A 4593-nucleotide genomic window follows, 5' to 3' on the forward strand; every position below is an offset into this window, starting at 1 on the left:
GGCCGGGATGCGTTGGGGCACCGCATGCGTCGCCATGTCCACGGTGGCCGCGGTGGTGGGTTTCGGTCTGCACAACGGCTGGTCGGTCGCCGCGGCGATCGGACCGATCCTCGGGGCCGCGGTGGCGGTGGTGATCACGGCCGGCTATCAACGACTCTTCGACGAGGTACGCAGCCGGCAACTCCTCATCGACGAACTGGTCGCCACCCGAGCCGAACTCGCCGACGAACAGCGGGAAGTGGGGCGGGCACGGGAACGGGAGCGACTCGCCGGCGAGATCCACGACACGGTGTCACAGAGTCTGTCGAGCATCCAGATGCTCATCTACGCGGCCGAACGCCGGGCCGGTGGACATTCGCCGGAGCTGCACACCGCGCGTACCGCGGCCGCCGACGCCCTCGGCGAGACCAGAAGACTCATCGACGAACTCACTCCGGCACCGTTGGACGGACGCTCGTTGAGCGCGGCACTACAACGGGTGACCGATGATGCGGGCGGTCACGGCCTGAGTACCCGCCTCGTCGTCGACGGCGAGCCGTTCGGGCTGCCCATGCCGGTCGAGGCGGCGCTGGTGCGGGTGGCACAGAGCGCCATCGGCAACGTCGTGCAGCATGCGCGGGCGAAGGTCCTGCGGGTCACGCTCACCTACAGCTCCGACGAGGTCCATCTCGACATCGTCGACGACGGAGCGGGTTTCGACGCCGACGCCGCGTCGGGCTTCGGTCTGACGACGATGCGCCGACGCGTGCGCGAGCTCGGCGGCGACCTCGACGTCGTCTCCGAACCCGGCCACACCTCCGTTGCGGTCGGCTTCCGGGTCGAGCCCGCGCTCCGATGACCGCACCGACCGACCCGGACTCGTCCGCGGAGCCTCCGATCTGCGTCCTGATCACCGACGACCATGCGATCGTGCGAGCCGGTCTGCGTGCGCTGCTCACCGAGTCCGACGGCATCCGGGTCGTCGGGGAGGCCGCCACCGGTGAGGAGGCGATCGCCCGGTGCACGCCGCCCGCTCCCGTACCCGACGTGGTGTTGATGGATCTGCGGCTCGGGCCGGGATTGTCCGGGGTGGAGACCACCCGACGACTGCTGACGCTGCGACCGGTGCCCCGGGTGCTGGTGGTCACCAATCACGACACCGACGCCGACATCCTCGCGGCCATCGAAGCCGGCGCGTCGGGCTATCTGCTCAAGGACACCCCACCCACCGAACTCATTGCCGCGGTGCACGCCGCAGCTGCCGGCGAAAGCGCGTTGTCGCCCATGGTGGCCACGCGGCTGATGTCACGGATGCGGGCGCCGGCCGACGCGGTGCTCACCGCGCGCGAGATCGACGTGCTCGTCGAGGTCGCCGCCGGACACAGCAACCGGGAGATCGCCAAACGCCTGCTGCTCAGCGAGATGACCGTCAAATCCCATCTCGTGCACATCTTTTCCAAACTCGGTGTACGTTCACGAACCGCTGCCGTCGACCGGGCGCGACGCGACGGCCTCATCGGCTGACCCGTTCAGGATCGTCGGAGGACCTGTTCAGCGCAGCGCGCGGACCACGTCCACGAGGTCGGCGATCAGCGGTTCGGCCTCGGCGCGTCGGTGGGACCACACCGCGACGGTGCTGATGTGCGCGCGGGTGTCACGCAACGGGATGACCTGCACCGCCTCACCGGCGAACATCCGGCCACCGATGCCCTCGCCGAGGGAGATGAGGGTGAAGGCCTGTCCGCTGGCAACCAGATGTGCAAGGCCGGCGAAATTATCGTCGGGCAACGTGATTCGTTTACGGACGCCGTGCCGGTCGAGCAGCCGGTCGAGGTTGCGGTAGATCTCGGGTGCGGCCTCGTGGTTGATCGAGGCGAACGGCACGTGCGCCAGTTCGCCGAGCGTGATCGAATCGGGTTGTCCCGCCACGATCTTGGAGCCGACGGCCACACCGACCGGGCTGCGTTCGAGGAGCAGGCTGTCGATTCCCTCACCGTCGACGGGCCCGTGGACGAGTGCGACATCCACCGCCCCGGCGCGCAGGTCTCGCAACAGCGGTGCGGTGCTCGCGGGCAGCAGTTGCGCGGCGATGTCGGGGTGGCGGTCGGCGAGCGTGTCGAGAACGTTGTCGCGCACGCTGGGCGTGACCTCCGGCGCGATCCCGATCACCGCGGGCCGCAGGGCGTGCCGCTGCGCATCGGCCACGACCGCCGGCAACGCGTCCACCCGGTCGAGGATGTCGCGGGCCCGCGGTAGCAGCGCTTCGCCGGCATCGGTGAGATCGATCCGGTGGTGCGCGCGGATGAACAACGGTGTGCCCAACTCGCGTTCGAGATCCTTGATGCGCTGGCTCAGCGGCGAACCCGCCATGTGCAGCCGGGCGGCGGCTCGCGTGAAGCTGCGCTCCTCGGCGACGGCGACGAAGTAGCGCAGATGGGGCAGGTCCACGCCCTTCACGATAGGACACCGAACCATCACCCTCCGCCGGGTGCGCGCCATGACCGCAACGATCATCTCGCCGTTCGCGAATCGGTCGTGGTGGCCATCGGACGATGTCGATAGCGTCGGTCTCGACGCGAATACCGGTATCGGCCCCCCGACGAGGAGATCGGTGCCGGACAGACCACGCGAAGGAGCGTACCGATGACCGTGCGACGACCCATCCGCATCGCCAATTTCTCCGGCTACCTCGGCGATCGCCGGACCGCCATCGACGAGGCCATCGCCGGCGACCCCGTCGACGTGCTCATGGGCGATTATCTCGCCGAGATCACCCTCGCGTCACTGTCGGCGGTGCACCACCGTGACCCCTCCCGCGGATACGTCGAATACTTCGTGCGCCAGCTGCGCCCCCACCTGGCGACAATCGCCGAGCGCGGCATCAAGGTCGTGACCAATGCGGGCGGATTCGCGCCCGACCGGCTCGCGGAGGCATTGCGTAACGAACTCGCCGACGCCGGGGTCACGGTGAGCGTCGCACACGTCGAGGGCGACAACATCCTCGCCGACCTGGCCGATCTGCAGGCCACCGGACATCGCTTCGACAACCTTGATTCGGGTGCGCCGCTCGATTCCTGGGCGGCCCGGCCGATCGCGGCCAACGCCTACCTCGGCGGCTGGGGAATCGCCGGAGCGCTGCGCGCCGGCGCCGACATCGTGGTCTGCGGCCGCGTCACCGATGCGTCACTGACCGTCGGTCCGGCGGCGTGGTGGCATGACTGGTCCGCCGACGACTGGGATGCGTTGGCCGGGGCCGTGGTCGCCGGCCACATCATCGAATGCGGTGCTCATGCGGTCGGCGGGAACTTCTCCGGTTTCCACGAGATCCCCAACCGCACCACACCGGGTTTCCCGATCGGCGAGGTCGCCGCCGACGGCACGTGCGTCATCACCAAACACGCCCGGGACGGGGGAGCGGTCACCGCAGACACCGTCACCGCCCAGCTCGTCTACGAGATCCAGGGCCCGATCTATCTCAACCCCGATGTCACCGTCCACCTCGACCACGTGCGGGTCGATCAGGCCGGCCCCGATCGTGTCACGGTGTCCGGCGCGGCCGGCACCCCGCCGCCACCGACCACCAAGGTCGCCCTCTTCGGCACCGTCGGCGCGAGCGTGGTCAACACGGTATTCGTCACCTCACCGCATGTCGAGGAGAAGATCGCCCTCATCCGCGACCAACTGAACCGGGATCTGCCCGACGGGGTGCAGATCGACCTCACCCAGGTCGGTGAGCCCGCCGACGACCCCGAATCCCAGTGGGCGGCAACGGTTGCGCTGCGCGTCATGGCTGTCGCCGACGATGCCGAAACGCTCACGCGCGCAGAGATGGGGTCACGCCTGGGCAGCCTGTACCTGCAGGGCATCCCCGGCTATTTCCACGACGGTGCCGCCGGACTGCATTCCCGTCCCCAACCCCGGGTCGACTACTGGCCGGGCCTCCTCCCACAGAGTGCACTGCAGCACCGGGCGATCCTCGACGACGGCACCGTCATCGACGCCGCCGTGCCACCTGCCACCGCGACGACCCCCCAACCCGTGCATCCCGAGCCCGGTGAGGCACCGCTTCCCGAGCGCGTCACCCGCGCGCCACTGGGCACCGTCGTGCATGCGCGCAGCGGCGACAAGGGCGGCAACTCCAATGTTGGTGTGTGGACCCCGGATCCGCGGGTGTGGCCGTGGCTGCGGCGATTCCTGTCCACCGACGAGATCCGCCGCCTGATTCCCGAGACCAAGGACATCGACGTGGTGCGCCACGAGTTCCCCGATCTGCGGGCAATCCACTTCGTGTTCAAGGGCCTGCTCGGCACAGGCGGATCCTCGAACCTGCGAATCGACCAGGTGGGCAAGGCGATCGGGGAGTATCTACGCTCGCGACAGGTGCTGATCCCCGACGACCTGCTGACCGCCGACGCGACTGTTCCCGACCTGACCGCCGCGGACCACGAGGAGCTGGTGTGACCACCCTGACCGACCGACTGCGCGCGGCCATCGCCGCGCCGGCCACCGACGACTCCTTTGACCCCGCAACAGAACTCGCCGATGTGCTGGGCGGCATCGGCATGTCGGCAGACGACATCGGCGGCACGGTCACCTTCGACGGCGCCGACCCGG

At 69.1% G+C, this 4593-nt stretch carries 4 protein-coding genes; 3 read left to right on the plus strand and 1 reads right to left on the minus strand.

Annotation, left to right across the window (positions count from 1 at the left end; genetic code table 11):
- Both B1964_RS10810 and B1964_RS10815 read left to right on the plus strand, forming a co-directional pair.
- The coding region (locus B1964_RS10810) for a sensor histidine kinase (protein WP_079929740.1) at positions 1-838 on the plus strand (838 nt) is incomplete at its 5' end.
- Positions 835-1503, plus strand: coding sequence for a response regulator transcription factor (locus tag B1964_RS10815; protein WP_006372769.1), 669 nt, complete (start codon positions 835-837; stop codon positions 1501-1503). The genes B1964_RS10810 and B1964_RS10815, both read left to right, overlap by 4 nt.
- A gap of 27 nt (positions 1504-1530) precedes the next feature.
- Here the strand turns inward: B1964_RS10815 and B1964_RS10820 are convergent, their stop codons facing one another.
- On the minus strand, positions 1531-2427 hold the full coding sequence (locus tag B1964_RS10820; RefSeq protein ID WP_238534903.1) for a LysR family transcriptional regulator: 897 nt from the start codon (positions 2425-2427) through the stop codon (positions 1531-1533).
- 195 nt (positions 2428-2622) lie between these two features.
- Here B1964_RS10820 and B1964_RS10825 point away from each other — a divergent pair, with 195 nt between their 5' ends.
- The gene (locus B1964_RS10825) at positions 2623-4440 is read left to right on the plus strand and encodes an acyclic terpene utilization AtuA family protein (RefSeq protein ID WP_079929741.1); all 1818 of its coding nucleotides are present in this window, start codon (positions 2623-2625) and stop codon (positions 4438-4440) included.
- Positions 4441-4593 lie beyond the last annotated feature (153 nt).

This window comes from Gordonia sp. i37, from assembly GCF_002043085.1.
GTDB lineage: Bacteria > Actinomycetota > Actinomycetes > Mycobacteriales > Mycobacteriaceae > Gordonia > Gordonia polyisoprenivorans.

Coding starts and splice junctions, on each gene's coding strand:
- B1964_RS10815 (WP_006372769.1), top strand. CDS start 835: ATGACCGCACCGACCGACCCGGACTCGTCCGCGGAGCCTCCGATCTGC.
- B1964_RS10825 (WP_079929741.1), top strand. CDS start 2,623: ATGACCGTGCGACGACCCATCCGCATCGCCAATTTCTCCGGCTACCTC.